At 72.5% G+C, this 23,818-nt stretch carries 17 protein-coding genes; 9 read left to right on the top strand and 8 right to left on the bottom strand.

What is annotated here, in order from left to right:
• Nucleotides 1-100: 100 nt before the first annotated feature.
• The 6 genes from B446_RS14635 to B446_RS14610 all read right to left on the bottom strand — a co-directional run bounded on the left by B446_RS14635 (nucleotide 101) and on the right by B446_RS14610 (nucleotide 7,901).
• Nucleotides 101-943, bottom strand: coding sequence for a siderophore-interacting protein (locus B446_RS14635; RefSeq protein WP_020940223.1), 843 nt, complete (start codon nucleotides 941-943; stop codon nucleotides 101-103).
• A 58-nt stretch (nucleotides 944-1,001) separates the two neighbouring features.
• The gene (locus tag B446_RS14630; protein WP_020940222.1) at nucleotides 1,002-2,048 is read right to left on the bottom strand and encodes an ABC transporter substrate-binding protein; all 1,047 of its coding nucleotides are present in this window, start codon (nucleotides 2,046-2,048) and stop codon (nucleotides 1,002-1,004) included.
• Nucleotides 2,049-2,243: 195 nt separating this feature from the next.
• Nucleotides 2,244-3,404 (bottom strand): acyl-CoA dehydrogenase family protein, encoded by a 1,161-nt coding sequence (locus B446_RS14625; RefSeq protein ID WP_020940221.1) that lies wholly within the window; start codon nucleotides 3,402-3,404, stop codon nucleotides 2,244-2,246.
• A 5-nt stretch (nucleotides 3,405-3,409) separates the two neighbouring features.
• On the bottom strand, nucleotides 3,410-4,330 hold the full coding sequence (locus B446_RS14620) for a hydroxymethylglutaryl-CoA lyase (protein WP_419184173.1): 921 nt from the start codon (nucleotides 4,328-4,330) through the stop codon (nucleotides 3,410-3,412).
• 17 nt (nucleotides 4,331-4,347) lie between these two features.
• Nucleotides 4,348-6,273, bottom strand: a complete 1,926-nt coding sequence (locus B446_RS14615) for an acetyl/propionyl/methylcrotonyl-CoA carboxylase subunit alpha (protein WP_020940219.1) — start codon at nucleotides 6,271-6,273, stop codon at nucleotides 4,348-4,350.
• An 11-nt stretch (nucleotides 6,274-6,284) separates the two neighbouring features.
• Entirely contained in the window at nucleotides 6,285-7,901 is a 1,617-nt protein-coding gene (locus B446_RS14610; protein ID WP_020940218.1) for a carboxyl transferase domain-containing protein, read from the bottom strand.
• Nucleotides 7,902-7,997: 96 nt separating this feature from the next.
• Here B446_RS14610 and B446_RS14605 point away from each other — a divergent pair, with 96 nt between their 5' ends.
• From B446_RS14605 to B446_RS39870, 4 genes are all read left to right on the top strand, one after another.
• A complete protein-coding gene (locus B446_RS14605) occupies nucleotides 7,998-8,615 on the top strand; it encodes a TetR/AcrR family transcriptional regulator (RefSeq protein WP_020940217.1) in 618 nt (205 codons plus the stop codon).
• Nucleotides 8,616-8,714: 99 nt separating this feature from the next.
• Complete coding sequence (locus B446_RS14600; protein WP_020940216.1) at nucleotides 8,715-9,872, top strand: acyl-CoA dehydrogenase family protein; 1,158 nt, start codon at nucleotides 8,715-8,717, stop codon at nucleotides 9,870-9,872.
• A 36-nt stretch (nucleotides 9,873-9,908) separates the two neighbouring features.
• Entirely contained in the window at nucleotides 9,909-10,775 is an 867-nt protein-coding gene (locus B446_RS14595) for an acyl-CoA thioesterase (protein WP_020940215.1), read from the top strand.
• Between the two features lie 293 nt (nucleotides 10,776-11,068).
• Entirely contained in the window at nucleotides 11,069-11,455 is a 387-nt protein-coding gene (locus tag B446_RS39870; RefSeq protein WP_193384460.1) for a hypothetical protein, read from the top strand.
• A gap of 88 nt (nucleotides 11,456-11,543) precedes the next feature.
• On the opposite strand, the gene B446_RS14585 is transcribed toward B446_RS39870, so the two are convergent.
• Entirely contained in the window at nucleotides 11,544-12,332 is a 789-nt protein-coding gene (locus B446_RS14585; RefSeq protein ID WP_020940213.1) for a phosphatase, read from the bottom strand.
• A gap of 62 nt (nucleotides 12,333-12,394) precedes the next feature.
• A complete protein-coding gene (locus tag B446_RS14580; protein WP_234967492.1) occupies nucleotides 12,395-13,924 on the bottom strand; it encodes a PucR family transcriptional regulator in 1,530 nt (509 codons plus the stop codon).
• A 205-nt stretch (nucleotides 13,925-14,129) separates the two neighbouring features.
• Here B446_RS14580 and B446_RS14575 point away from each other — a divergent pair, with 205 nt between their 5' ends.
• The 5 genes from B446_RS14575 (at nucleotide 14,130) to B446_RS14555 (ending at nucleotide 23,719) form a co-directional block, all read left to right on the top strand.
• Nucleotides 14,130-15,602, top strand: a complete 1,473-nt coding sequence (locus B446_RS14575) for a sodium:solute symporter (RefSeq protein WP_020940211.1) — start codon at nucleotides 14,130-14,132, stop codon at nucleotides 15,600-15,602.
• Between the two features lie 56 nt (nucleotides 15,603-15,658).
• Complete coding sequence (speB, locus tag B446_RS14570; protein WP_020940210.1) at nucleotides 15,659-16,627, top strand: agmatinase; 969 nt, start codon at nucleotides 15,659-15,661, stop codon at nucleotides 16,625-16,627.
• Between the two features lie 24 nt (nucleotides 16,628-16,651).
• Complete coding sequence (locus tag B446_RS14565) at nucleotides 16,652-18,388, top strand: thiamine pyrophosphate-binding protein (RefSeq protein WP_043475599.1); 1,737 nt, start codon at nucleotides 16,652-16,654, stop codon at nucleotides 18,386-18,388.
• 508 nt (nucleotides 18,389-18,896) lie between these two features.
• Nucleotides 18,897-19,820 carry a serine hydrolase gene (locus B446_RS14560; RefSeq protein ID WP_043475596.1) on the top strand — a complete coding sequence of 308 codons (924 nt, stop codon included), beginning with the start codon at nucleotides 18,897-18,899 and terminating at the stop codon, nucleotides 19,818-19,820.
• Nucleotides 19,821-19,990: 170 nt separating this feature from the next.
• Nucleotides 19,991-23,719, top strand: a complete 3,729-nt coding sequence (locus B446_RS14555; protein WP_020940207.1) for an ABC transporter ATP-binding protein — start codon at nucleotides 19,991-19,993, stop codon at nucleotides 23,717-23,719.
• Nucleotides 23,720-23,818: the final 99 nt, after the last annotated feature.

Raw genomic sequence — 23,818 nt, 5'->3', positions numbered from 1 at the left:
CGTGGGGACTGTCCGTGCGGGCAGTAACTTAGGTTAGCCTAACCTAATTTTGTCGGGTCGAGATATGGCTGTGCCATGACCGGGGTCACTCGCAAGGGAGTTACTCCGCCGCGCGGAGCTGCTCCTCCGTCATGCCCCGGCGCCAGTACCCGACGAAGGTGACGCGCCGCCGGTCGATCCCGCGCTCGGCGGTGAAGTGCCGGCGCAGCGCCTTCACCCGGCCGGACTCGCCCGCCAGCCAGACGTACGGCCGCCCGGCGTCGGGCAGCCGCGCCTCCCGTACGGCGTCGACGGCCATGGGGGCCCCGTCGTGCCGCACGAGCCAGGTGATCTCCGCGTCCGCCGCGGTGCGCACCTCCTGGACGTCGCCGGCGTGCGGCACCTCCAGCCAGGCCCGGACGCGGGTGCCCGGGGGCAGGGACTCCAGGACGGCGGTCGCGGCCGGTACGGCGGTCTCGTCGCCCCAGAGCACGACCAGATCGGTGTCCGCGGGCGGCCGGAAGCGGATGGCGCGGTTGTCGGCGACCGCCGGGCCCAGCAGCAGGACGCGGTCGCCCGCCGTGGCCCGGGACGCCCAGCGGGAGGCGGGGCCCGCGGGTGCCGGGGCGTCCGGCTCGACGCCGTGCAGCGCGAAGTCGATGTCGATCTCGTCGGGGTTCCTGCGCAGCGCGCGCAGGGTGTACGAGCGCATCACGGCCCGTACGTCGTCCGGGAGTTCACGCCAGCCCTGCCACCAGCCCTCGCCCAGCTCCAGCGGCACGGCGGGCTCGCGCTGGCCCGGGTGCGGCAGGAACAGCGACAGGGACTGGTCGCGTCCGCCGGAGTGGAAGGCGTGCAGGTCGGCACCGGCGAAGGTGACGCGGACCAGGGACGGCCCGAGCCGCCTCGTCCGTGCGACCTGGAGGGAGAAGAAACGGAACGGGGCGGCCACGGCCGTCGTCATGGGTGCTCCTGAGGTTGCCGTTCAGGAAGGGAGTGAGGAAGGGAGGAAGGGAGGGGGTCTAGCTGACCTTCTCGGCCTTCTCCAGGGCCTCGGCCAGGCCGGTCAGCAGCGGCACGCACTTGTCGTAGGACAGGATCGGCTCGGGCGAGCGCGCGATGACCTGGCCGGCCTTGACCGCGGGCAGCTTCTTCCAGGTGGCCTTGGTGATGTCGGCGGGCTGGATGGCCGAGGTGCGGTCGTCCATCATGATGATGTCGGCCTGGTACTTGTCGACGTTCTCCCAGCTCAGCGACTCGTACCAGCCGCCGCCCTGCTTCTTGGCGCTCTCCGGGGGCTCCACGAAGTTCACGCCCAGGGCCTTGAAGTACTCCAGGTCGACGGAGAGGTCGGTGCCGGAGACGTAGAAGAGCTGGTCGCTCGCGGAACCGGCCATCACCCTGATGCCGGGCTTGGCCTTGGCGGCGGCGCGCAGCCGGGCGGCCGCCTCCTCGAAGCGCTTTTTGGCGGCGGTGACCTTCGCGGACTTCATGTCGGCGCCGAGCGACTCGGCGAGGTCCCACAGGCGCTGCAGCGGCCGGGTGAGCTGGCGGTCGTAGACGGAGATGCCGACGCTGGGGGCCAGCTGGGCGATCTTCTTCTTCGACTCGTCGGGGACGTACCAGAGGGTGCCGGCGTCGTCGAACATGGTCGAGACGAGCACGTCGGGCGCGAGGGCCGCGTACTTCTCGATGCTGAACTGGCCCCAGGTGTTGCCGAGGACGGTCACCTTGCTGATGTCCATGTCGCCGGCCTGGACGTCGGGCTTGCCGTCGCCGGTCCTCGTGGGTCCGAAGACGCCCTTGACCTGGACGCCGTAGTCGTGGAGAGCGGCGGCGACGCCGGTGAAGGCGACGATGTTCGCGGGGGCCTTGTCCAGCCTCACGGTCGTGCCGCGGTCGTCCTTGAAGCTCCAGGGGCCGGACTCGCCGCTCGTGGCGGCCTTCCCGGAGTCCCCGTCCTTCCCCTTGCCGTCCCCGCAGGCGGCGAGCGCGGCACCGAGTCCGAGGGCGCCGCCGGCGGCGAGCAGGCCGCGGCGAGTGGGGTGGGTGGCACGGGCATGGGGCATGGGTGTGACTGCTTTCGACCGGGGCGGAGCGCCCGCCGGACAAGTTCGAAGGTAGGTTAGCCTAACCTCAGTAGATGTCCAGGGGGCGGCCCTCGGCCGCCGCGCGCCGCACCCGGACACGCCGACGGGCCCGGCCGCCTACGACCGGACCCGCCCCGACGTGTTGCGAGTTGGCCCCTCGCGGACCGGCGCCGGCTAGCCGGCCAGGCCCAACTCCCGGGCGATCAGCATGCGCTGGACCTCGCTGGTGCCCTCGCCGATCTCCAGGATCTTGGAGTCGCGCCACATGCGGGCCACCGGGTACTCGTTCATGAAGCCGTAACCGCCGTGGACCTGCGTGGCGTCACGGGCGTTGTCGACGGCGACCGTGGAGGAGTACAGCTTGGCCATGGCCGCCTCCTTCTTGAAGGGCTCACCGGCCACCAGCCGGTAGGCCGCGTCGCGCCAGGCCAGCCGCGCCGTGTGCGCCTTCATCTCCATGTCCGCGATCTTGAACTGGATGGCCTGGTTGGCGCCGATCGGCCGGCCGAAGGCGTGCCGCTCCTTGGCGTACTTCACCGACTCGTCGACACAGCCCTGGGCCAGGCCGGTGGCGAGCGCCGCGATGGCGATGCGGCCCTCGTCGAGGATGCGCAGGAACTGGGCGTAGCCCCGGCCTCCCGTGCCCAGCAGGTTCGCGGCGGGCACCCGGACGTCCTGGAAGGACAGTTCACGGGTGTCGGAGGCGTTCCAGCCGACCTTGGAGTACGGCGCGGCCACCGTGAAGCCGGGGGTGCCCGACGGAACGATGATCGCCGAGATCTGCGGCCTGCCGTCCGGCTTGCGGCCGGTGACCGCCGTGACCGTCACCAGACCGGTGATGTCCGTACCGGAGTTGGTGATGAAGCACTTCGAGCCGTTGATCACCCACTCGTCCGTGTCCGGGTCGAGACGGGCCGTGGTCCGGGTGGCGCCCGCGTCGCTGCCGCCGTCCGGCTCGGTCAGGCCGAAGGCGCCGAGGATCTCGCCGGAGCACAGCCGGGGGAGCCACTCGCGCTTCTGCTCCTCCGTGCCGAACAGGTGGATCGGCATGGCGCCCAGGGAGACGCCCGCCTCCAGGGTGATGGCGACCGACGAGTCCACCCGGGCCAGCTCCTCCAGGGCGATGCCGAGCGCCAGGTAGTCGCCACCCATGCCGCCGTGCTCCTCCGGGAACGGCAGCCCGAACAGGCCCATGCGGCCCATCTCGCGGACGATCTCGTACGGGAACTCGTGCCGCTCGTAGAAGTCGCCGATCTTCGGCGCCACGACGTCGTGCGCGAACTCCTCGACCGTACGGCGGAGTTGCTCCAGCTCGGGGCTGAGGCGGTGGTCCATGCTGATCACTGGTCCTTGTGGGAGAGAGCGCGGACGGTACGGGACGGGCTCGGGCGGCCCAGCTGTTCGGCCATCCACACGCTCGTGGCGGTCAGACGGCCGAGGTCGACCCCGGTCTCGATGCCGAGGCCGTGCAGCATCCAGACGAGGTCCTCGGTGGCGAGGTTGCCGGTGGCGGACTTGGCGTACGGGCAGCCGCCGAGGCCCCCGGCGGACGCGTCGATCGTCGTCACACCGTGTTCCAGGGCCGCGTAGGTGTTCGCGAGCGCCTGGCCGTACGTGTCGTGGAAGTGCACGCCGATGGTGTTCGTCGGCACGCCCTCCTCGTTCAGCAGGGAGAGCAGCTCCAGGACATGGCCCGGGGTGGCGACCCCGATCGTGTCGCCTAGGCTCAGCTCGTCGCAGCCCATGTCCCGCAGGGCCGTGCAGACGCGGGCCACCTGGTGGAGCGGGACCGCTCCCTCCCAGGGGTCGCCGAAGCACATCGAGACGTAGCCGCGCACGTGCGCGCCCGCGTCCTTCGCCTTCCGCACCACCGGCTCGAACACGGCCAGCGACTCGTCCACGGTGCGGTTGAGGTTGGCCTTCGCGAAGGACTCCGTGGCACTGGCGAACACCGCGATGCGGCGTGCGCCGAGGGCGAGGGCCCGCTCCAGGCCGCGCTGGTTGGGCACCAGCACCGGGAGGTCGGCGTCGAGGCCGGCGACGAGCGGGAACAGCTGCTCGGCGTCCGCGAGCTGGGGCACCCACTTGGGGTGGACGAAGCTCGTCGCCTCGATCGTGGTCAGGCCCGCGTCGGCCAGCCGGCGGATGAACTCGGCCTTCACCTCGGTCGGCACGGCCGTCTTCTCGTTCTGCAGCCCGTCACGGGCGCCGACCTCGTGGATCCGCACCCGTGCGGGCAGGTCCTGGGCCGGTACGACCATGGGCAGCGCGCCGGTGCTCACTCCGCCTCCCTGGGTGCGATGACGGCGAGGACCTGGTCCATGGCGACCGTCGAGCCCGGGGTCACGTCCAGTTCGGCGACCGTGCCGGCGTGCGGGGCGGAGATGACGTGCTCCATCTTCATCGCCTCGACCACCAGCAGGCTCTGACCCGCCGTGACCTCGTCGCCCACGGCCACCTTCACCACGGTCACGGTGCCCGGCATAGGCGCGGTGAGCGAGTCGGCGCCCGCGTGCGCGGCCCCGGTGAGGGACGCCGCGACCGGGTCGTGGTCCCGCACCTGCCAGGAGTCGCCGTCCCGGCCGAGCCAGTCACTGGCCCGGCGGAAGGAGTGGCGGACGCCGTCGAGGGTGACGGACACCCGGTCGCCCGCGACGCTGTACGCGCCGCGCGGGGTGTACCTGACCGGCTCGGTCACCCGCAGGTCGAACGCGGCCGCCTTCGGGGTGCCGCCGAGGCGCCAGCCGCTCGGCACCGAGAAGGGGTCGGTCCAGCCCTCGCCCCGGGGCTTTAGCGCCTCCTGGCGCACGGCGGCCGCCGCCTCGTACACCTCCTCCGGCACCTCGGCGGGGACCAGCTCGTCCACCACGCGCTCCACCAGACCGGTGTCCAGCTCGCCCGCCACCACCGCCGGATGCGCCAGCAGCCGCCGCAGGAACCCCGCGTTGGTCTGCACCCCCAGGGTGACCGTCCCCGCCAGGGCGGAGCGGAGCCTGCGCAGCGCCGTCGCGCGGTCGGGGCCGTAGGCGATGACCTTGGACAGCATCGGGTCGTACAGGCTGCCCACCTCCGTGCCCTCGCTGAGGCCGGAGTCGGTGCGCACACCGTCGCCCTGCGGCTCGTCGAGCAGCAGCACCGTGCCACCGGAGGGCAGGAAGCCGCGCGCGGGGTCCTCGGCGCAGATCCGGGCCTCGACCGCGTGGCCGGTCAGCGTCACGTCCTGCTGCCCGAAGCCCAGCGGCTCCCCGGCCGCCACCCGCAGCTGCCACTCCACCAGGTCCAGGCCCGTGATCAGCTCGGTGACCGGGTGCTCCACCTGGAGGCGGGTGTTCATCTCCATGAAGTAGTACGACGACGGGTCGCCGCCCGGCACGATGAACTCCACCGTGCCCGCGCCCCGGTACCCGCACGAGCGCGCCGCCTGCACGGCGGCCTCGCCCATGGCGGCCCGGGTGGCCTCGTCGAGGAGCACGCTGGGCGCCTCCTCGATGATCTTCTGGTGCCGCCGCTGCAGGGAGCACTCGCGCTCGCCGAGGTGGACCACGTTGCCGTGGCCGTCCGCCAGCACCTGGATCTCGATGTGCCGGGGGCGGTCGACCCACCGCTCCACCAGCAGGGTGTCGTCCCCGAAGGAGGCGCGGGCCTCGCGGCGGGCCGCCGCGATCTCCTCCTCCAGCGCGGTCACGTCCCGCACCAGCCGCATGCCCTTGCCACCGCCGCCGGCGGACGGCTTGAGCAGCACCGGCACGCCGATCTCGCGTGCGGCGGAGGCCAGTTCGGCGTCCGTGAGCCCGCTGCCGCTCGACCCCGGCACGACCGGGACGCCGGCCGCCTTCACCGTCTCCTTGGCGCGGATCTTGTCGCCCATCAGGGCGATCGCGTCCGCCGAGGGGCCGATGAACACCAGCCCCGCCTCCTCGCACGCACGGGCGAAGCCCGTGTTCTCGGCGAGGAAGCCGTACCCCGGGTGGACCGCCTGGGCGCCGCTGCGGGCGGCGGCCTCCAGCAGCCGCTCCACCGACAGGTAGCTCTCGGACGCGGGCGCGGGCCCGATCCGTACCGCCGTGTCGGCCTCCCTGACGTGCCGCGCGTCGGCGTCGGCGTCGGAGAAGACCGCCACCGAGCGCACGCCCAGCGAGCGGAGCGTACGGATGACCCGTACGGCGATCTCGCCCCGGTTGGCCACCAGCACTGTGTCGAACACGGTTCCCCTCCTCACATCCGGAAGACGCCGAACTGGGGGTCTCCCAGGGGCGCGTTGGCGCAGGCCGTCAGGGCGAGTCCCAGCACCTGACGGGTCTCCAGCGGGTCGATGACGCCGTCGTCCCACAGGCGGGCGGTGGCGTAGTAGGCGTTGCCCTGGTGCTCGTACTGCGCGCGGATCGGCGCCTTGAACGCCTCCTCGTCCTCGGCCGCCCAGTCCTCGCCGCGGGCCTCCAGCTGGTCCCGCTTGACCGTGGCGAGCACGGACGCGGCCTGCTCGCCGCCCATCACGGAGATCTTGGCGTTGGGCCACATCCACAGGAAGCGGGGGGAGTAGGCCCGGCCGCACATCGAGTAGTTGCCGGCCCCGTACGAGCCGCCGACCACCACCGTCAGCTTCGGCACCCGGGTGCAGGCCACCGCCGTGACCATCTTGGCGCCGTGCTTGGCGATGCCGCCCGCCTCGTAGTCCTTGCCGACCATGAAGCCGGAGATGTTCTGCAGGAACACCAGCGGGATGCCGCGCTGGTCGCACAGCTCGATGAAGTGGGCGCCCTTCTGGGCGGACTCGGAGAAGAGGATGCCGTTGTTGGCGACGATCCCGACGGGGTGCCCGTGGATCCGGGCGAAGCCGGTGATCAGGGTCTGCCCGTACTCGCTCTTGAACTCGGCGAACCGGGAGCCGTCGGCCACGCGCGCGATGATCTCGCGCACGTCGTAGGGGGTGCGCGAGTCCACCGGCACGGCGCCGTAGATCCCGTACGGGTCCACCTTCGGCTCGACGACCGGTGTGACCTCCCAGGGCAGCGGCTGCCGCGCGGGGAGCGTGGCGACGATGTCGCGCACGATCCGCAGGGCGTGCGCGTCGTCCTCGGCGAGGTGGTCGGTGACACCGGAGACCCGGGAGTGCACCTCGCCGCCGCCCAGCTCCTCGGCCGTGACGACCTCGCCGGTGGCCGCCTTCACCAGTGGCGGACCGCCGAGGAAGATCGTCCCCTGGTTGCGCACGATCACGGCCTCGTCGCTCATGGCCGGCACGTACGCGCCGCCGGCCGTGCACGAGCCGAGGACCGCCGCGATCTGCGGGATACCGGCGCCGGACATCCGCGCCTGGTTGTAGAAGATCCGCCCGAAGTGCTCGCGGTCCGGGAACACCTCGTCCTGCATCGGCAGGAACGCGCCGCCCGAGTCGACCAGGTAGACGCACGGCAGCCGGTTGTCCAGGGCCACCTCCTGCGCGCGCAGGTGCTTCTTCACCGTCATCGGGTAGTAGGTGCCGCCCTTGACGGTGGCGTCGTTGGCGACGATCACGCACTCGCGCCCGCTGACCCGCCCGATCCCGGCGATCACGCCGGCGGCCGGCGCCTGTCCGTCGTACATCCCGTCGGCGGCGAGGGGGGCCAGCTCCAGGAACGGTGAGCCGGGGTCGAGCAGGGTGTCCACCCTGTCCCTCGGCAGCAGCTTCCCGCGCGCGGTGTGCCGCGCCCGCGCCTTCTCCCCGCCGCCCTCGGCGGCCGCGCCCAGCTTGGCGCGCAGCTCGCCGACGAGGGCGAGGTGAGCCTGTTCATTGGCTCGCCAGGCCTCCGACGCGGGATCTGCCGCGCTCGTCAGCTCCGGTGCCTCCTGCATCCTGCGGTCCCCTCACCCAGTGGTCGTACTGTTAATGAGCGTTAACCATTTCCTTCAGGTTAACGACCGCTAACCTCGCTGTCTAGAATTGCAGGCATGGTCACCAGAACCGACGCCCCCACCCGCCGCGAGCAGATCCTCAAGGAGGCCGCCCGCCTCTTCGCCGAGCGTGGTTTCCACGGCGTCGGCGTGGACGAGATAGGCGCGGCGGTCGGCATCAGCGGACCCGGTCTGTACCGGCACTTCCCCGGCAAGGACGCGATGCTCGCCGAGCTGCTGGTCGGCATCAGCGGCCAGCTGCTGACCGGCGCGAAGCGGCGCCTGGCGGAGGCCGACGGGCGCTCGGGCGCCCCGGCCGTGCTGGACTCGCTCATCGAGGGCCACATCGACTTCGCCCTGGACGACCGTCCCCTGATCACCCTGCACGACCGTGAGCTCGACCGGCTGCGCGACAGCGACCGCAAGCTGGTGCGCCAGCTCCAGCGGCAGTACGTGGAGCTGTGGGTCGAGGTGGTCCGGGAGGTCTACCCGGCCCTCACCGAGCCGTCGGCCCGCTCCGCCGTCCACTCCGTCTTCGGCCTGCTCAACTCCACGCCGCACCTCGGCCGCGCCGGCACCCTGCCCGGCCGCGGGGCCACGGCGGCGCTGCTGCACCGGATGGCCCGGGGCGCCTTCGCCGCGGCGGGTGCCCCGGAGGGCATCGCCGAGGGCTGACCCGGACGGGTGGCGCACCTCACCCTGGACGGCTGAGCGTACTCGCCGGTATCTTCGAGAGTGAGCAAGCGCTTAGACAGGTACCTGGAGGTGGGCGGCGTGCGCCGTACGGTGTTCAACGAGGATCACGAGGCGTTCCGGGAGACCCTCCGCGCCTTCATCGAGGCCGAGGTCGTGCCCGTCTACGACGAGTGGTTCGCGGCCGGCCAGGCCCCGCGCGACTTCTACTACAAGCTCGGCGAGCTGGGCATCTTCGGCATCAACGTCCCCGAGGAGTTCGGCGGGGCGGGCATGGAGAGCCACAAGTTCGAGGCCGTCCTCTACGAGGAGACCGCTCGCGCGGGCGTCCAGTTCGGCGGCTCCGGCGTGCACGTGCTGCTCGCCCTCCCGTACATCAAGATGCTCGCCACCGACGAGCAGAAGAAGCGCTTCCTGCCGAAGTTCGTCACCGGCGAGGAGATGTGGGCCATCGCGATGACGGAGCCGGGCACCGGCTCCGACCTCGCGGGCATGAAGTCCACCGCGAAGCTCTCCGAGGACGGCACCCACTACGTCCTCAACGGCGCCAAGACCTTCATCACCGGCGGTGTGCACGCCGACAAGGTCATCGTCTGCGCCCGCACGGCCGCGCCGACCGCAGAGGACCGCCGCCACGGCATCTCCCTGTTCGCCGTCGACACCAAGTCCGAGGGCTACTCCGTCGGCCGCAAGCTCGACAAGCTCGGCCTGAAGACCTCCGACACCGCCGAGCTGGCGTTCGTCGACGTCAAGGTCCCGGTCGAGGACCTGCTGGGCGAGGAGAACAAGGGCTTCTACTACCTCGGCCACAACCTGGCCTCCGAGCGCTGGGGCATCGCCTTCGGCGCCTACGCCCAGGCCAAGGCCGCCGTCCGGTTCGCCAAGCAGTACGTCCAGGAGCGCACCGTCTTCGGCAAGCCGGTCGCCCACTTCCAGAACACCAAGTTCGAGCTGGCCGCCTGCCAGGCCGAGGTGGACGCGGCCGAGGCCGTCGCCGACCGCGCGACCGAGGCGCTGGACGCCGGTGAGCTGACCCCCGCCGAGGCCGCCTCCGCCAAGCTGTTCTGCACCGAGGTCGCCCACCGCGTGATCGACCGCTGCCTCCAGCTGCACGGCGGCTACGGGTACATGAACGAGTACCCGATCGCCCGCCTGTACGCGGACAACCGCGTCAACCGCATCTACGGCGGCACCAGCGAGATCATGAAGACGATCATCGCCAAGGACATGGGCCTGTAAGGACCCTGTGACGACTGGCCGGTACAACTGAGAGCCATGAGCCAGGCACTTCGGAGTCTCCTCGATCTGCTCGACCTGGAGCAGATCGAGGAGAACATCTTCCGCGGCCGGTCCCGCGCCGCCGTCGTCCCGCGCGTGTTCGGCGGGCAGGTCGCCGCGCAGGCGCTGGTCGCCGCGGGCCGCACGGTCCCCGCCGACCGGCCCGCCCACTCCCTGCACGCGTACTTCCTGCGCCCCGGCGACCCGGGCGCGCCGATCGTCTACACCGTCGACCGCATCCGCGACGGCCGGTCCTTCACCACCCGCCGCGTGGTCGCCGTCCAGCACGGCAAGCCGATCTTCCACCTGTCGGCGTCCTTCCAGACGTACGAGGAGGGCCTCGACCACCAGGCCCCCATGCCGGCCGCGCCCGACCCGGCCGGCCTGCCCACCTCCCAGGAGCGGCTGCGCGGCTACGGCCACCTGGCGCCCGACGTGGTGGAGCGGTTCCTGGAGGCCCGCGAGGCGATCGACCTGCGCTACGTGGACGAGCCGCCGTACGGCAGGTTCGGCGAGCCGCGCGAGCCGCACTCCCAGGTGTGGTTCCGCACCAACGGCAAGCTCGACGACGACCCCCTGCTCCACGTGGTCCTCGCCACCTACGTCTCCGACATGACCCTGCTCGACTCCGTGCTGCTCGCGCACGGGCGCGGCGGCTGGGCGGTGGGCGACGTGGTCGGCGCCTCCCTGGACCACGCCATGTGGTTCCACCGGCCGTTCCGCGCCGACGAGTGGCTGCTGTACGACCAGGAGTCGCCGTCCGCGCACGGCGGCCGTGGCCTGGGCCAGGCCCGCATCCACACCCAGGACGGACGGCTCGCCATCACGGTGATCCAGGAGGGCGTGGTGCGCGTCCCGCGATGAGTGTGACGCGATTAGTCGCCCGAGATGACGAGTGACGGGTGCGGTACTAGGCTCTTTTGGTGAAAGCCGCAAGTGCACGGCACAGGCGGCCGACGAGGTCCCGGCACAGCTCTGACCTCAGCCGCGAAACCCGATGACCGGGAACGCAGGCGTCGGCCGGCACCAGATGCCGCTCATGAGCCAGCGGTGACATCCAACAGACCGCGCCGCACCCTTCTCGTTCCCGTGCGGCGACGGCCATCCACCTCGTGACGCCCCGTCAGGGGCCACGAGAGACGATGGAAGGTACTCCCATGCGAGCAACACGCACGAGGCGTCTTGTCGCGACGTCCGCAGTCGGACTCCTGCTGGCCGGCGGAGCCGCGATCGGGGCGGCGGGCACTGCCTCGGCGTCGGACCACGGCGACCACGGCGGCTACAGCCACAGCAGGGATTGGGGCGACAACGACTGGGGCCACGGCAACGGCTGGTGGAACAACGACGATGACGGCGGCTACTACGGCGACCACGGCGACCACGGTGGCTACGGCAATGGCGACTACGGCGGTTACGGCAATGGCGACCACGGCGGTTACGGCGGTGGCGACCATGGCGGTTACGGCGGTGGCGACCACGGCGGTGGCGGCTACGGCGGTGGCGACCACGGCGGTGGCGGCTACGGCGGTGGAGGAGGTCACTAGAACCGGCCACGCGGCCACGCACTGAGGTGACGGTGCGGTCCTACCTCGGGACCGCACCATCACGCGCGTGGCGGCGGCCGGCCGGGCGTCAGGACAGCCCGGCCTCCGCCAGCAGATACGCCGTCATCGGGTCGTAGTGGCGCGGGCTGACGACATGGTCGTCGAGCGGCACCGCCACCTGCAGGGTGCCCTCGGACTCGGCCAGGAACAGTGCCGGGTCGTTGCAGTCGGCGTACCCGACCGAGTCGACCCCGTGCTGCCCGGCGTACCCCGCCCAGCCGTGGTCGGCGACCACCAGATCGGGCAGCGGACGCCCCTCACGCTCAAGTCCCGTCAGGATGGCCCGCATCGGCTCACCGGAATGCGTGTGCCACAGCGTCGCGCCGTGCTCCAGGACGGCCACGTCCGCGAACTGCATCACATAACCCTCGTCCGTCTGCAGCCCGTCCGGGATGACGACGATCTCGCAGCCGGCGGCGCGCAACGCCGCGGCCGTGGCCCGGTGCACGTCCAGCAGGCCGCCGGGGTGGCCGGTGGCGAACAGCACCCGCTGCCGCCCGTCGGCCGCCTTGCGCAGCCGGCGCGCGAGGCGCTCCAGCGCGTCCACGGTCAGCTCGGGGTCGATGGTGTCCTGCCCGTACCGGTACTCGGGATCGTCGTTGACGCCGACCCGCTCGGCCATGACCGCGAGCACGTCCTGCTCGTCCCGCCAGCGGTCGCCCAGCTCCAGACCGAACCAGAAGTTGCGGACACCGTTGGCGAGCTGACGGTAGTGGGAGAGGTTGTTCTCGCGGGGCGTGGCGACGTCCCCCGCGATACGGGTCCTCACCAGGTGGTCGACGAGCTGGGCGCGGCTGGGTGTCCCGGGTATCGGCATGTCTCCCATTGTGGGGCAGCGGGCCCCGCGCGTCTTCGGCATACCGCACCCTGGGACGTGGGTCACGCACCGTGCCGCAGCGCGAACCACAGCTCCATCCGCAGGTCCGCGTCCTCCAGGTCGGCCTCCAACAGGGCGGCGCAGCGGGCGATCCGCTGCCGCACCGTGTTGCGGTGCACGCCCAGCGCCACCGCCGTACGGTCCCAACTCCCGTGCAGCGAGAGCCAGGCCCGCAGCGTCTCGGCGAGCTCGGGCCGGCCGGCGAGCGGGGCGAGCAGCGCACGCCCATGCGCCTCCGCGTCCGGCCGGGACACCAGGTCGGCCAGACCCGGCCGGGCGCCGTGCCGCACCAGCGGGCCGCGGGTGGCGCGGGCCCGGGCCAGCGCGCGGGCGGCCTGGCGGTCGGCGGCCGGCCACTCCCAGGGCTCCACGGCCGCGCTGACGCCGATGGTCCAGCCCGGCTGCGGGGCCGGCTCCCGCCCGGCGGGCACCAGCACCCGTACGACGTCCCCGGCGAGGTCGACCAGGGGCGAGCCGAGGGCCGCGCCGAGCGCCGAGGCCGCCATCACGTCCGGGAGCTGGGTCTCCGGCCGGGCGTGCACCACGACCCACCGCCCGCCGCCCGGCTCCAGCAGCGGCGCGACCGCCTCCGGCGCCGCGCCGAGCAGCAGCCGTACGAGCGCGGACGAGCGGGCCGCCCCGGCACCGCTCTGGTGCTCGCCGGTGAGCAGGGACAGGAGCACGGAGGCGACGGAGGCGACGGTGTGGTCGCCGGGTTCGCGCTGGGCGGTGGCCACACCGAGCACGAAGCCCTCCCCGGAGCCGAGGGCGTAGGCCAGCAGATGGGTATCGCCGACGGTGTCGGTGGCGGAGGCCGGGGCGGGAGCCGCGCCCGCGCCGCCCGCGGGCCGCACCACGCCCGCCAGCCGGTGCAGCGCGTCGCGGGCCGGCCCCGCCGGCTCCCGGCCCGCCTCCGCGATTGCGCCGCCGTCCGGCCCGTACAGCACCGCCCGGCCGCCGAGGCGCTGGGCGAGCTGGCGCAGCACGGCGGGGACCGGATCGGGGCGGGAGGCCGCGGCCGCGAGGCTCTGCTGCGCCTCCGTCACCCGGCGCAGCTCGGCGAGACGGGCCTGCGCCATCAGCTGCCAGACCGCGCGGGCGACCCCGGAGAAGGTCGTCCGCGGCGGCACCTCCAGCAGGGGGAGGGACGCGGCCTCACAGGCGGCGACCAGGGCGGGCGGGACCGTGTCGTGCACCGGGGCGAGGCCGAAGCCGAGGGCCGCCCCGCCGGCGGCGACGATCCGGGAGACGTACCCGCCGAAGTAGTCGTCCAGCCGCTCCGGGCCCGCGTCCCGCGGGACGTGCACCCCGGCCGTGAGCAGCAGCTCGCCGCCCAGCAGGTAGGGGAAGGGGTCGGCCATCTCCGAGGTGTGCGCCCAGTGGATCGCGACATCCGGGGCCGCGGGCCCGGCGATCTGCCGCAGCGCCAGGTCCTCCCGGGCCAGCAGCGCCGCGAGCGGGACGGGTGGGGTCGGCGGGACGGCCGGGGCCGCCGGGGCTTCGGGGACGGCAGAGGTGACCGGGTCCGGCATGGTGTGCGTTTCCTCCATCCGCCCCCGCTCGTGTGGATGAAACGTACACTTCGCAGTCGCTTTCCGGCCACCTAGGGTCAAGGCAGCACGGCAGCCGCGGGTACGGGCGGATGTCCCCGCAGCCGCTGCCGTCGCCCCCTCTCCCCGAGGACACCCCCACGTATCTGCACGACACGCCACCGAGTGCGCGAAGGAGGGCCCCCGCATGGCCGTCGACTACACAGTGATCGTCGTCTATCTCGCCGGAATGCTGGCCATGGGCTGGTGGGGCATGCGCCGCGCCAGGTCGAAGAGCGAGTTCCTGGTGGCCGGCCGCCGCCTGGGCCCGGCCATGTACTCCGGCACCATGGCCGCGATCGTCCTCGGCGGCGCGTCCACCATCGGCGGAGTGGGACTCGGCTACCAGTACGGGCTGTCCGGCGCGTGGATGGTGTTCACCATCGGCCTCGGGCTGCTGGCCCTGTCCGTGTTCTTCTCCGCGCGCATCGCCCGGCTGAAGGTCTACACCGTCTCCGAGATGCTGGACCTGCGCTACGGCGGCCGGGCCGGCGTGATCTCGGGCGTCGTGATGTGGGCCTACACCCTCATGCTCGCGGTGACCTCCACGATCGCCTACGCCACCATCTTCGACGTCCTGTTCGACATGAACCGGTCCGTCGCCATCGTCCTCGGCGGCGCGATCGTGGTCGCCTACTCGACGCTCGGCGGCATGTGGTCGATCACCCTGACCGACATGGTCCAGTTCGTCGTCAAGACCATCGGCGTGCTGCTCCTGCTGCTGCCCATCGCGGTGGTCAAGGCGGGCGGCTTCTCCGCGATGAAGGCCAAGCTCCCGACCTCCTACTTCGACCCGCTGGGCATCGGCGGCGAGACGATCTTCACCTACGTGCTGATCTACACCTTCGGCATGCTCATCGGCCAGGACATCTGGCAGCGCGTGTTCACCGCCCGCGGCGACCGGACCGCACGCTGGGGCGGCACGGTGGCCGGAACCTACTGCCTGGCCTACGCCCTCGCCGGCGCCGTCATCGGTACGGCGGCCAAGGTGCTCTACCCCAAGCTCGGCAGCCCCGACGACGCCTTCGCCACCATCGTCAAGGACGAGCTGCCCGTCGGCGTGCGCGGCCTGGTGCTGGCCGCCGCCCTCGCCGCCGTGATGTCGACGTCCTCCGGCGCCCTGATCGCCTGCGCCACCGTCGCCAACAACGACATCTGGTCCCGGCTGCGCGGTGCCGTGCGCCGCGACGGGGACGCGCACGGGGAGCCGCACGACGAGGTGCGCGGCAACCGCGTCTTCATCCTGATCATGGGCATCGCGGTGATCGGCACCGCGATCGCGCTGAACAACGTGGTCGAGGCGCTGACCGTGGCCTACAACCTGCTGGTCGGCGGTCTGCTCGTGCCCATCCTCGGCGGCCTGCTGTGGAAGCGCGGCACCGTCCAGGGCGCGCTGGCCTCCGTGATCGTCGGCGGCCTCGCCGTGATCGGCCTGATGGCCGGCTACGGCATCCTCGCCAACGAGCCGGTCTACTACGGCCTGCTCGCCTCCCTCGCCGCCTACGTCGCGGTCTCCCTGGCCACCCGGCCCACCGACGAGGCGGTCCTCGCCACCTGGCGCGAGCGCCTGGCCGGACGGACCCCCGAACTCGCGTCCGAACCCGTCCCGGCTCCCCAGTAGAGTCGTATGAAAAGCAGTACATGCGCGACGAAGCGCAAGAAAGAGAGCATTTGACCATGAGCAGCAACGAGACGCCCCGCGGCCCCGTCGACTCCTCCCGCATCCCGCGGTACGCCGGACCCGCCACCTTCGCCCGGCTGCCCCGGCTGGACGAGGTCGGCACCGCCGACGTCGCCGTCGTGGGCGTGCCGTTCGACTCCGGCGTCTCGTACCGGCCGGGCGCCCGCTTCGGCGGCAACGCCATCCGCGAGGCGTCCCGGCTGCTGCGTCCCTACAACCCCGCGCAGGACGCGTCGCCGTTCGCCCTCGCCCAGGTGGCCGACGGCGGCGACATCGCCGTGAACCCGTTCAACATCAACGAGGCCGTCGACACCATCGAGGCCGCCGCCGACGAGCTGCTCGGCACCGGCGCCCGGCTCATGACCCTGGGCGGCGACCACACCATCGCCCTCCCGCTGCTGCGCTCGGTCGCGAAGAAGCACGGCCCGGTGGCCCTGCTCCACTTCGACGCCCACCTCGACACCTGGGACACCTACTTCGGCGCCGAGTACACCCACGGCACCCCGTTCCGCCGCGCGGTGGAGGAGGGCATCCTCGACACCGAGGCGCTCTCCCACGTCGGCACCCGCGGCCCGCTGTACGGCAAGCAGGACCTCACCGACGACGAGAAGATGGGCTTCGGCATCGTCACCTCGGCGGACATCTACCGCCGCGGGGCCGACGAGGTGGCCGACCAGCTCCGCCAGCGCATCGGCGACCGCCCGCTGTACATCTCCATCGACATCGACTGCCTCGACCCGGCGCACGCGCCCGGCACCGGCACCCCGGAGGCGGGCGGCATGACCTCCCGCGAGCTGCTGGAGATCCTGCGCGGGCTGGCGTCGTGCAACCTGGTGTCGGCGGACGTCGTCGAGGTCGCCCCCGCGTACGACCACGCGGAGATCACCTCGGTGGCCGCCTCCCACACCGCCTACGAACTCACCACCATCATGAGCCGCCAGATCGCGGCGGCCCGCAACGCCTGACGCTCCTTAGGGGGATCGAGAGCAGTGACTCACGACCACGACCTGGTACTCCGCCCGACACCCGCGCAGACCGAGGCCGCGCTCAACCCGCCCTCCCGTCGCCCGGCCACCACCCCTCACGGAGGCGCTTCGCGCCACGCGATGACGGGACGCAACGGCGGAGACCTGGTCGTGGAGACGCTGGCCGGGCTCGGCGCGACCACCGTCTTCGGCCTGCCCGGCCAGCACGCCCTCGGCATGTTCGACGCCCTGCGCCGCTCCTCGCTGCGCTACGTCGGCCTGCGGGTGGAGAACAACGCGGGCTTCGCGGCCGACGCCTACGGCCGCGTCACCGGCGAGGCCGCCCCGCTGCTGCTGTCGACCGGCCCGGGAGCCCTGACCTCCCTGGCCGCGCTGCAGGAGGCGGCGGCGGCCTCGGCCCCCGTCCTGGCGATCAGCAGCCAGATCCCGACGGCGGGCCTCGGCGGCGGCCGCCACGGCTACCTCCACGAACTCCCGGACCAGGCCGCCTCGTTCCGGGGCGTGGTGAAGTCGGTGCACACCGTCCGCAGCCAGTCCCAGATCCCGTCCGCGATCGCGGCGGCCTGGAAGTCGGCGCTGACCGCTCCGCACGGCCCGGTGTGGGTGGAGATCCCGCAGGACGTGCTGCTCGCGGAGGCGACCCTGCCGGTCGTCACGGCGATGGACGCCACCCCGGACGACCTCGTCCCCCGCCCCGAACTGACGGCGCTGGCGGCGGACCTGCTGTCCCGCGCCGAGCGCCCGGCGATCATCGCGGGCGGCGGGGTCGTACGCGCGGACGCCGCGGGCAAGCTGCGGGCGCTGGCCGAGAGGCTGAACGCTCCCGTGGTCACCACCTTCGGCGGCAAGGGCGCCTTCCCCTGGGAGCACCCCCTCTCCCTCCAGTCCTGGCTGGAGGACCGCCACACCACGGACTTCCTGGAGGACGCGGACGTCCTCCTCGTCGTCGGCTCGGGCCTCGGCGAACTGTCCTCCAACTACCACACGTTCACGCCGCGCGGCCGGGTGATCCAGATCGAGGCCGACCTCGGCAAGCTGGAGTCCAACCATCCCGCCCTCGGCATCCACGCGGACGCCCGCCCGGCGCTGCAGGCCCTGCTGGAGACGGTCGAGGAGCGGCCCGACGAGTCGGCGCCGCGGCGGGTCCGGGAGGTCCTCGCCAAGGTCGCCGACCGCATCGCCGCCCAGCAACTCACCCTGGAACAGGACGTGCTGGCGGCCGTCCGGCGGGCCCTGCCGTCCGGTGCCCCGTCCTTCTGGGACATGACGATCCTGGCGTACTGGGCCTGGTCGGCCTTCGACCCCCGGGGCGCCAACACCATGCACTCGGCCCAGGGCGCCGGCGGCCTCGGCTACGGCTTCCCGGCGGCACTGGGCGCGGCGGCGGCCGACCCGACCCGCCCGGTCCTGGCGGTCTCCGGCGACGGCGGAGCCCTCTACTCCATCGCGGAACTGGCCACGGCCGAGCAGTACGGCCTGGACGTCACCTGGCTGATCGTCGACGACGGCGGTTACGGCATCCTGCGCGAGTACATGACGGACACCTTCGGTCAGGCGACGGCGACCGAACTGTCCCGCCCCGACTACGTGGCCCTCGCCGAGTCCTTCGGCGTCCCCGGAGTCCGCACGACCCCGGAGACCCTGGAGACGGACCTGACGAAGGCCCTCGCGACCCCCGGCCCGTCGGTGGTCGTACTCCCCGCGGTCCTGCGGATGTTCGCGCCCACACATCTGGGCTAGGGTCCCGCCTCTTCTCCGCCCCGCCCGGCGGGGAACCACGCCGGGCGCCCGGCCCGTCCGCCCCGGTGATCCTGAAGTGCCGGCCCTGACCCGCGGGCGCCAAGTCGAGCACGCCGTCAGGTGGTTACCGCTGGGCGTCCCGCCTCACCGGCGCGACGCGCGGGGCGACGAGCGCGCAAGGACGAGGGCGGGGTCGGCTGGGTCACCTCCTGGCGGTTCAAGGAGCGCGGGGTGGCCGTGCCCCGCAGCCTCGACGTGCGGATCAACCGGGCCGGGCGCCTGTACGGGCTGACGGTACGTCACCGTCGTCGACGCCGCGACCGGCCGGCTCGCCTCCTGACACCGGCCGACCGAGCACACGACCCCACCTCCCCTTCTCTCCTCGAACTGGCGCGCAGCGAACGCGCGTACAACTTTTCACTCCCCTTGCTGGTCCACTCAGGCAGCGCACGGGTGCGCTCAACGGCGTTCAGGGGGACGCCCGTACGACGTTCAAGGGGAACTCTTCATGACTTACCGGATATCCGGTCGGGTGCTCGCGGCCGCCGTCGGCGGTGCGCTGCTCGTCCCGGCGGTCAGTGCCGCCACCCCGGCCGCCGCGGCCACGCCGGCCGTGAGCTGCACGTCCGCCAAGGCGGGCCTGGCCACCAAGCTGCAGAAGGACATCACGGCGGCGCTGGCGAACCGCAGGAGCACGGTCGCGGTGGGCGTCTACGACCGCACCACCAAGACGACGTGCGCGTTGCGGGCCACCTCCGCGTACGACTCGGCCAGCACGGTGAAGGTCACCGTCCTCGCCACGCTGCTGTGGGACGCCAAGAAGCACGACCGCTATCTGACCGACCGCGAGACCTCGCTCGCCCAGTCCATGATCACCAAGTCGGACAACGCCGCGACCAGCACGCTCTGGAAGCAGCTCGGCATGACGAAGATCAAGGGCTTCCTGGCCGCCGCCGGGATGACCAAGACCGTCCCGGGTGCCAACGGCTACTGGGGCCTGACCCAGGAGAACGTCACCGACGAGCAGAAGCTGCTCAAACTGGTCACCGCCGGCAACACGGTCCTGAGCGACAACTCCCGCGCCTACATCCTCAAGCTCATGGGCCAGGTCATCTCCTCCCAGCGCTGGGGCACGCCGGCCGGCGCGCCGTCCACGGTCACCGTGCACGTCAAGAACGGCTGGCTGCAGCGCTCCACGCACGGCTGGCGGGTGCACAGCCTCGGCACCTTCAGCGGCGGCGGCCACGACTACATGATGTCCGTGCTGACCTGGGACAACAGCACCATGGACTACGGCGTCACCACCATCCAGAACGTGGCGAAGGCCATCCACAAGGACCTCGTCCCGGCGACGACCGCCGCCACCTCGCTGCGCTACAAGCCGACCACCACGCCGAGCGAGGCGTTCCCGGCGGTGCCCGCGGGCGGCTGACACCGGGTGACCGCCGCCGGCCGGCCGAGACCGGACGGCGGTCACTCCCGTCACCCGTGACCTGCGGGTACCTGTCCGGAACCGGCCTCCGGATTGTTGCGGAGGGATGAAATCCGCTTCCCGCGGTGTTGGTGCCTTCCGGAAGAACAGGTCGAACGGAAGGCACCGGCGTGGCAGCGCAACGGGGATGGGCACGACGGCTGGCGGGGTACGCCTGGCGGTATCCGAAGGACGTCGTCCTCGCCCTCGGCGCCTCGCTCGCCGGCATGGCGGTGCTGGCCGTCGTCCCGCTGATCACCAAGGTGATCATCGACGACGTGATCGGCGACCACAGCCGTTCCATGGCCGTGTGGGCGGGCGCCCTGATAGCCGCCGCGCTCCTCGTCTACGCCTCCGCCTTCGTCCGCCGCTACTACGGCGGCCGGCTCGCCCTCGACGTCCAGCACGACCTGCGGACCGAGATGTACGGCACCCTCACCCGGCTCGACGGCCGCCGTCAGGACGAGCTGTCCACCGGGCAGGTCGTCGGCCGCGCCACCAGCGACCTCCAGCTCATCCAGGGCCTGCTCTTCATGCTCCCGATGACCATCGGGAACCTCCTGCTCTTCGTGATCTCCCTGGTGATCATGGCGTGGCTGTCGCTGCCCCTCACCCTGGTCGCCCTGGCCGTGGGCCCGGCCCTCGGCTGGATCGCCAAACGCAGCCGCACCAAGCTCCACCCCGCCACCTGGTACGCCCAGGCCCAGGCCGCCGCGGTCGCCGGAGTGGTGGACGGCGCCGTCAGCGGCGTCCGCGTGGTGAAGGGGTTCGGGCAGGAGGAGCAGGAGACCGGCAAGCTGCGCGAGGTCGGCCGCCGGCTGTTCGCGGGCCGGATGCGCACGATCCGGCTGAACAGCAGGTACACCCCGGCCCTGCAGGCGGTCCCCGCCCTCGGCCAGGTCGCCATGCTGGCGCTCGGCGGCTGGCTGGCCGTGCGCGGCCACATCACCCTCGGCACCTTCGTCGCCTTCTCCACCTACCTCGCCCAGCTCGTCGGTCCGGGCCGGATGCTCGCCGTCGTGCTCACCGTCGGCCAGCAGGCCCGCGCCGGCACCGAGCGCGTCCTGGAGCTGATCGACACCGAGCCCACCCTGCGCGAGGGCACCAAGACCCTGCCGGCCGAGGCGCCCGCCACCGTCGAGTTCGACGACGTGTCCTTCGGCTACGACCAGGACCGCAAGGTCCTGGACGGGCTCAGCTTCGGCATACGCCCCGGCGAGACCCTCGCCGTCGTCGGCTCCTCCGGCTCCGGCAAGTCCACCCTCTCGCTGCTCCTGCCGCGCTTCTACGACGTGACCCACGGCGCCGTCCTGATCGGCGGCCACGACGTGCGCGAGCTGACCCTGGACTCCCTGCGGGCCGCGATCGGCCTGGTCCCCGAGGACTCCTTCCTCTTCTCGGACACCGTCCGCGCCAACATCGCCTACGGCCGTCCCGACGCCACCCAGGAGGAGATCGAGGCCGCCGCGCGCGCCGCCCAGGCGGACCGTTTCATCGCCGAGCTGCCCGCCGGCTACGACACCTTGGTCGGCGAGCACGGACTCACCCTGTCCGGTGGCCAGCGCCAGCGCGTCGCGCTCGCCCGGGCCCTGCTCACCGACCCGCGCCTGCTGGTCCTCGACGACGCCACCTCGGCGGTGGACGCCCGGGTCGAGCACGAGATCCACGAGGCGCTGAAGCAGGTCATGCGGGGCCGCACCACCCTGCTCATCGCACACCGCCGCTCCACCCTCAACCTCGCCGACCGCATCGCCGTCCTCGACGGCGGCCGGCTCTCCGACCTCGGCACGCACGACGAACTCCAGGAGCGCTCCGCCCTCTACCGCCGCCTGCTGACCGACCCGGACGAGCTGGGCGGGGTCTCCCCGGGCCACGCCCTGCCGGCCGGGCCGAGCGAGGACACCTCGGTCCGCGACGAACTGGACGCCGAGTTCGACGCCGAGCGGGGCGTCACCCCCAGGCTGTGGACGGGCGACCGCGAGGCCGGGAGCGCCAAGGACGCGACGCTCTCCGGCACCCCGGCCACCCCGGAGCTGCTGGCCCTGGTGGAGGCGCTGCCCCCGGCCACCGACACCCCGGACGTCGACGAGGCCCGTGCGGTCCGCGCGGAGGAGTCGTACGGCCTGCGCCGCCTGCTGCGCGGCTTCGGGCTGCCCCTGCTGGTCAGCCTGGTGCTGGTCGCCGTGGACGCGGGCGCCGGCCTGCTGCTGCCGGTGCTGATCCGGCACGGCATCGACGCGGGCGTGACCAAGACGGCCGTCGGCGCGGTCTGGGCGGCCTCGCTGCTCGGCCTGCTGACCGTGGCGGTCCAGTGGGGCGCGCAGGTCGGCGAGACCCGGATGACCGGCCGTACCGGCGAGCGCGTGCTGTACGCGCTGCGGCTGAAGATCTTCTCCCAGCTCCAGCGGCTCGGCCTCGACTACTACGAGCGCGAGCTGACCGGCCGGATCATGACCCGGATGACGACGGACGTCGACGCCCTGTCCACGTTCCTGCAGACCGGGCTGGTCACGGCGTTCGTCTCGGTCGTCACCTTCTTCGGCATCATGGTCGTGCTGCTGGTCATCGACGTCCAGCTCGCCCTCGTCGTCTTCGCCACGCTGCCCCCGCTGATCATCGCGACGTTCTTCTTCCGCCGGGCCAGCGTGAAGGCGTACGAGCTCGCCCGGGAGCGGGTCTCGGTGGTCAACGCCGACCTCCAGGAGTCGGTGGCCGGACTCAGGATCGTGCAGGCCTTCCGGCGCGAGCGGGACGGCGGGCGGCGGTTCGCCGAGCGCAGCGACAGCTACCGGCAGGCCCGGATCCGCGGTCAGTGGCTGATATCCGTGTACTTCCCGTTCGTACAGCTGCTGAGCTCGGTGGCCGCCGCGGCCGTCCTGATCGCGGGCGCGGGCCGCATCGAGGCCGCCACCCTGACCACGGGCGCCCTGGTCGCCTACCTGCTCTACATCGACCTGTTCTTCGCCCCGGTCCAGCAGCTCTCCCAGGTCTTCGACGGCTACCAGCAGGCCACGGTCTCCCTCGGCCGCATCCAGGAACTGCTGCGCGAGCCGACCTCGACCCGGACCGCCGACGAGCCCCGGGAGGTCGGCACCCTGCGCGGCGACATCGCCTTCGAGGACGTGCACTTCGCCTACGGCGCCGACGAGGAGGCGCTGACCGGCATCGACCTGACCATCCCGGCCGGGCAGACGGTGGCGTTCGTCGGCGAGACGGGCGCCGGCAAGTCGACCCTGGTCAAGCTGGTGGCCCGGTTCTACGACCCCACCTCCGGCCGGGTCACGGTCGACGGCGCGGAGCTGCGGACGCTGGACCTGACCGCGTACCGGCACCGCCTCGGCGTCGTGCCGCAGGAGGCGTACCTCTTCCCCGGCACCGTCCGCGACGCCATCGCCTACGGCCGCCCCGACGCCACCGACGCCGAGGTCGAGGCGGCGGCCCGGGCGGTCGGCGCGCACGAGATGGTCGCCACCCTCGACGGCGGCTACCTGCACGAGGTCGCCGAGCGCGGCCGCAACCTCTCGGCCGGCCAGCGCCAGCTCATCGCGCTCGCCCGCGCGGAGCTGGTCGACCCCGACGTCCTGCTGCTCGACGAGGCCACCGCCGCCCTGGACCTGGCCACGGAGGCCCAGGTCAACCAGGCCACCGACCGGCTGGCCGGCCGCCGTACGACGCTGGTGGTCGCCCACCGGCTGACCACGGCCGCCCGCGCGGACCGGGTGGTGGTCATGGACCACGGCCGGGTGGCCGAGGACGGCACGCACGAGGAACTCCTGGCGCTCGGCGGCCGGTACGCGGAGCTGTGGCGCACCTTCGTCGGCCGGTCCGAGCCGGAGGAGCCGGTGGGTGTCCCCCGCTGAACCGCCCCCGGCCGCACGGCCGGCGACGCGCCGTTCCCCGAGGGGCGGCGGGAACGTGCTTCTGACGGTCGTGCAACCATCCGACACATGTCGCGCGTC

The organism is Streptomyces collinus Tu 365 (assembly GCF_000444875.1).
Taxonomy (GTDB): domain Bacteria; phylum Actinomycetota; class Actinomycetes; order Streptomycetales; family Streptomycetaceae; genus Streptomyces; species Streptomyces collinus_A.
The sequence above is the reverse complement of the archived record's forward strand: the minus strand, read 5'-3'. Positions and strand labels throughout refer to the sequence as shown.

Excerpts from the sequence above, each read along its gene's own strand:
- B446_RS14620 (WP_419184173.1), bottom strand. The coding sequence starts at position 4,330 with ATGGTCGTACCGGCCCAGGACCTGCCCGCACGGGTGCGGATCCACGAG.
- B446_RS14605 (WP_020940217.1), top strand. The coding sequence starts at position 7,998 with ATGGTCACCAGAACCGACGCCCCCACCCGCCGCGAGCAGATCCTCAAG.
- speB (WP_020940210.1), top strand. The coding sequence starts at position 15,659 with ATGAGCAGCAACGAGACGCCCCGCGGCCCCGTCGACTCCTCCCGCATC.
- B446_RS14635 (WP_020940223.1), bottom strand. The coding sequence starts at position 943 with ATGACGACGGCCGTGGCCGCCCCGTTCCGTTTCTTCTCCCTCCAGGTC.
- B446_RS14580 (WP_234967492.1), bottom strand. The coding sequence starts at position 13,924 with ATGCCGGACCCGGTCACCTCTGCCGTCCCCGAAGCCCCGGCGGCCCCG.
- B446_RS14625 (WP_020940221.1), bottom strand. The coding sequence starts at position 3,404 with ATGGACCACCGCCTCAGCCCCGAGCTGGAGCAACTCCGCCGTACGGTC.
- B446_RS14610 (WP_020940218.1), bottom strand. The coding sequence starts at position 7,901 with ATGCAGGAGGCACCGGAGCTGACGAGCGCGGCAGATCCCGCGTCGGAG.
- B446_RS39870 (WP_193384460.1), top strand. The coding sequence starts at position 11,069 with ATGCGAGCAACACGCACGAGGCGTCTTGTCGCGACGTCCGCAGTCGGA.
- B446_RS14630 (WP_020940222.1), bottom strand. The coding sequence starts at position 2,048 with ATGCCCCATGCCCGTGCCACCCACCCCACTCGCCGCGGCCTGCTCGCC.
- B446_RS14585 (WP_020940213.1), bottom strand. The coding sequence starts at position 12,332 with ATGCCGATACCCGGGACACCCAGCCGCGCCCAGCTCGTCGACCACCTG.
- B446_RS14560 (WP_043475596.1), top strand. The coding sequence starts at position 18,897 with ATGACTTACCGGATATCCGGTCGGGTGCTCGCGGCCGCCGTCGGCGGT.
- B446_RS14575 (WP_020940211.1), top strand. The coding sequence starts at position 14,130 with ATGGCCGTCGACTACACAGTGATCGTCGTCTATCTCGCCGGAATGCTG.
- B446_RS14595 (WP_020940215.1), top strand. The coding sequence starts at position 9,909 with ATGAGCCAGGCACTTCGGAGTCTCCTCGATCTGCTCGACCTGGAGCAG.